Origin of the sequence: uncultured Gimesia sp., from assembly GCF_937919775.1 — a bacterium.
Classification (GTDB): Bacteria; Planctomycetota; Planctomycetia; order Planctomycetales; family Planctomycetaceae; genus Gimesia.
In genome coordinates this window covers 1-4,496 of record NZ_CALFPF010000505.1, presented here as the reverse complement: position 1 = coordinate 4,496, position 4,496 = coordinate 1, and the positions used below count along the sequence as shown (strand labels likewise).

Sequence of the window (4,496 nt, the reverse complement as noted above, 5' to 3'; positions counted from 1 at the left end):
TTGGCCTTACATTTTGCCTCGTTTGTAAATTCGCACTTATGATAGAACCGATTTGTATCTACTGTGTCGTAATTGTTACAATTAACGAGAGTGGTGTGTTGCGAAAATGATATTTTCGTGTTTGCTAAATAAGATGTAAGGTTATATTTTGTAATGAGATAAGATGTTTTGTGAGTTGAGGCTCCTCTTTTTTGGTACGCCGAATGCAATCAGGTTGTTAGCCACTTGGTGGTTTAAATGACAACAGTTATTCGGCAATATAATTGAGGAGAAATCAAAGATGACACGTTTAGTAATGACATTGGCAATTTGTTTGGGATCGATGGTGATCCTTTCGGATCAGGTAAGTGCTGCTGATTATGGAGCAGCGAGAGTCTCGTCAGAAACCAGGACCGCTTATTTTCAGCCGCATCCTGGTGGGGTTTTGGATGTAGTAACATCGCCGTTCCGTGCGTTGACAACACCTGTCAACTATAACAATGGGTATCAGCATCGTGCTTATAACCCCGGTTATGGGCAATCCAATTACGGCAGTACCAACTGTGTGAACGGTAATTGCACTACTGGAATCCGTTACCAAAGCCCTTGTGCCAACGGACAATGCGGAACCGGTGTTGGTTGCAGTACAGGGAATTGCAGTACGGGAAATTGTCCCGGCGGAAACTGTGGGGTGCGTTATCTGGCTCCCGCTCAGAATTACACGGGATATCGTGGAAGCAATTGGAATCAGGTTCAGCAGGCTCCTGTTTACCATCCCGTAAGTCAGCCTGTTTATCAGACTTACCGAGCTGCTCCCGCCCGTTCAATCCTCAATGATCCTTTCTTCCCGTAAGATGAAGGGATGATTCTCAAGGTACAAAGTTTCATAAAACAGGATGAACAATGTATTTGTGTAAACTCTGAGCTACTGGTTTTCTCCAGTAGCTCAGTTGTTAATTTTGGAAAAATGATCTGGGTAAAGTTGATTTACTTGATACACTATCTGCAGCAGTCAGAAAACTTATATGTAAACTGACTGTTAGTTGCATAAAATACAAGAGGATTGTTTTCTCGATGATTTCTACTGGCTTCGACTGATCTCGGGGAAGTCACATTGAAAAGAAAAAAGGAATGATTTTTCATTCAAGGGACGTCGAAGAATAAGAACAGGGTTGGGTCATATCATTAATACCAGATGGATTCGGTCAAATTAGAATCCTCTGAGGAAATATTTGAGATAAAATGACTGTGTCGAATTTGAAAGTTCCGCTTTCTTTTTTTGGTACTCAGGAGAAGATTGCTTAATTTTCCTGGAATTGTCTCGATGCAGGAATTGTGAGGAATAGGTTTTTTAATGGGTCACGAATTGGTACATTCTTTAAGTTCCCCGATTCACACAATGCATACATTTTCCTACGGTGCGATTCCGCAGGACAACGGGGTTTTATTCTCAGTTTACAGTCGCTCAGCCACATCAATGTGGCTGTTGCTTTATAATCATGTTGATGATTTAGAGCCTTCTGAGATCATTAAATTCAATCAGGAGTATGGTCGGCTAGGCGATATCTGGACGGCGTTCATTTCCGGAATCAGCCCTGGTCAACTCTATCATTTTCAGGCAGACGGTCCCTTTCAACCAGAAGTCGGACATCGCTTTGATAAACGGGCTCGTCTGATCGATCCGTATGCCAAAGCGCTGGCGGGAAATTTCCAGCCCTCACCCGATGGCATTGTTCGCCCGCCAAAGTGTGTTGTCGTCGATGACCAGTTTGACTGGCAAGGCGATCGTCACGTCAGGCACCACCTGGCCGACACCGTCATTTATGAAATGCATGTGCGCGGATTTACGAATTCGCCGTCGAGCGGTGTGGAAAATCCCGGAACGTATTCGGGTGTCATTGAAAAAATTCCTTACCTGATCGACCTGGGAGTGACTGCTGTTGAGCTGATGCCCATTCACGAATTTCCCATGAACGAGACTGATGGTACATTTACAGACCATCAAAACTACTGGGGTTATGAAACGCTGGCGTTCTTTGCTCCGCATCGCGGTTTTGCGACCAATCCGGAACCGGGCGCTCAAGTGCGCGAGTTCAAGGAAATGGTGCGGGCCCTGCATAGCGCCGGTATTGAAGTGATCCTGGATGTGGTCTTTAATCATACAGCTGAAGGGAACGAACACGGCCCTACACTCTCTTTCCGAGGGCTGGAAAATCAGGTCTACTATCACCTGGAACAGGGTGGGAAATACTATAAAAACTATTCCGGGTGCGGGAATGCCATCAATGGTAATCACCCCGTTGTGCGGGAAATGATTTTCCATTGTCTGCGTTACTGGACCTGCAACTATCACATTGACGGTTTCCGATTTGACCTGGCGTCGATCTTGAGCCGCGACAGAAGCGGGCACCTCGTGCCAAGTCCGCCGCTGGTCGAGGCGATCGCCGAAGATCCGTTGTTGGCCGATACAAAGCTGATTGCAGAAGCCTGGGATGCAGCGGGCGCTTATCAGGTCGGATCGTTTTCCCACATGCGCTGGGCAGAATGGAACGGCCGCTACCGCGATGATATCCGGCGGTTCTGGCGTGGCGATGTTCCGTCACTGGGCGATTATGCAACGCGCCTTTCCGGTTCCAGCGACCTCTATCAGAAAACTGGCCGCGAGCCGTTTCATGGTGTGAACTTCATTACGGCTCACGATGGTTTTTCTCTGAATGATCTGGTGAGTTATGAACACAAGCATAATTATGCCAACCGTGAAGACAATCAGGATGGTGAAAACAACAATATCAGTATGAATTTCGGCGTCGAAGGTCCTACCGACGATCCGGCGATTATTGGAATGCGTGAGCGACAGATCAAAAACTTCCTGGCAACACTATTTTTGAGCCAGGGCGTTCCGATGCTGCTCTCCGGAGACGAATGCCGCAGAACACAGCGCGGGAATAACAATACGTATTGCCAGGACAATTCGATTTCCTGGTTCGACTGGTCACTGGTTAAAAAGTACAGTGGCTTATACCGGTTTTCTAAAGAATTGATTCATTTCCGGCTGTGCGAGCCCACATTAAGGCAGCGGAATTTTCTCACAGGTCAACTGGACGGCGTGGAAAAACTTCCGGATGTCAGCTGGTTCAATGTGCAGGGTCAGTCCGTGGACTGGAAAAACGATAAGAACTGCCTGTTGTGTATTCTGGGAGCAAGGCATTCCTCGCGCAGAGTGCGTGATGGTTCTGATTTGATGATTCTGGTGAACTCGTCGCCTGATGCACAGGCATTTGAGTTGCCGTTTGGAATCAAGCCGAAAGAGTGGAATCTGACCGTCGATACCTCGGCCCGATCGCCGCTGGATATTTTTCCAAAGCGGGATGGTGCGACCTTGTATCCCCGAGTCGCTGTGTTACCTGCGCGTTCATTGCGTTGTTATGTACGCCGTGCAACACGTCGCTAAAAAAGGCGTTTGCTCAGATTAACTGCATGATGACAATGATGATTCCCAGGGGAATGCACCAGTACGCGAAATAATGCAGTTTGCCTTTCTCGAGCCAGCGTACGAGTAGCCAGAGTGAGGCCAGTCCCACAATGGCGGAGATGAGCGCGCCGACTGCCAGCAGGCTTAAAGGGGTGCTGATGTGCTGGTTCGAAATGATTTCCGCGGTCTCGAGAATCGTCGCGCCGGAGATCGCCGGGATCGCGAGCAGAAAAGAGAAGGTGGCCGCGGATTGTCTAGACATGCCTGCGAATAGCCCCGCCACGATGGTGCTGCCGCTGCGCGAAATGCCCGGCAGAATGGCGATCGCCTGCACGAGACCCACGAAGAGAGCCTGCTTGTAGGTGATTTGCGTGTAACTTCGATCCTTTTGCGGGATATGCGGAATCAGCAGCAGGAATAAACCCGTGACGGGTAACATGCAGCCCGCGAGCAGAGGGCTTTCCAGTAAATGCTCGGCATATTTTTTGGCCAATAACCCAATGACAACAACGGGCAGCGTGCCGACAATCATGAGCGGTATGACTCGCAGGTCCTGGCTGAGCAGACGAAAGATGGTTCTGTGATAAAAGATCAGTATCGAGAGCAGGGTCCCCGCGTGTAGAACAATATTCACGTCTGTCTGATCGGCTTTGATTTCCAGCAGACTTTCGACAATGACCAGATGCCCTGAAGAACTGATAGGTAGAAATTCGCTGATTCCCTGAATGACTGACAGCAGAATCATTTTTAACCAGGTCATATTGAAATCGTTTCCAGCCAGGGAGTGGTGAAGTAGAGTGATCTGTATTTAAAGCGATTGCCCATGATCTCACCAAGGTCATTTCAGACGAAAAAATGAGGAAGAGGATTAAATGTTGTAAGTGATTTTAAATAAAGGTTTTATGGCTTTTGCGATATGTGGTTTATTAGTAAGAATCATTAGGGAATATTCAGAAGACTCTATAGCGAGGAATTGGAATCTTGTCAATTTGAGTCAAGTTTGACGGTTGTATGGCCTGGGGCGAGACGCTATTGTGGGTACCAA

At 47.8% G+C, this 4,496-nt stretch carries 3 protein-coding genes; 2 read left to right on the top strand and 1 reads right to left on the bottom strand.

Annotated features, from left to right (window positions below; translation table 11 throughout):
* Positions 1–280: 280 nt before the first annotated feature.
* Together Q0294_RS14410 and glgX are read left to right on the top strand one after the other, a co-directional pair.
* Positions 281–832, top strand: a complete 552-nt coding sequence (locus tag Q0294_RS14410; RefSeq protein WP_299466745.1) for a hypothetical protein — start codon at positions 281–283, stop codon at positions 830–832.
* Positions 833–1,378: 546 nt separating this feature from the next.
* Positions 1,379–3,430, top strand: a complete 2,052-nt coding sequence (gene glgX / locus Q0294_RS14405; protein WP_299466742.1) for a glycogen debranching protein GlgX — start codon at positions 1,379–1,381, stop codon at positions 3,428–3,430.
* A 13-nt stretch (positions 3,431–3,443) separates the two neighbouring features.
* Here glgX and Q0294_RS14400 read toward each other — a convergent pair whose 3' ends face one another.
* On the bottom strand, positions 3,444–4,211 hold the full coding sequence (locus Q0294_RS14400; protein WP_299466739.1) for an undecaprenyl-diphosphate phosphatase: 768 nt from the start codon (positions 4,209–4,211) through the stop codon (positions 3,444–3,446).
* Between the last annotated feature and the right edge of the window lie 285 nt (positions 4,212–4,496).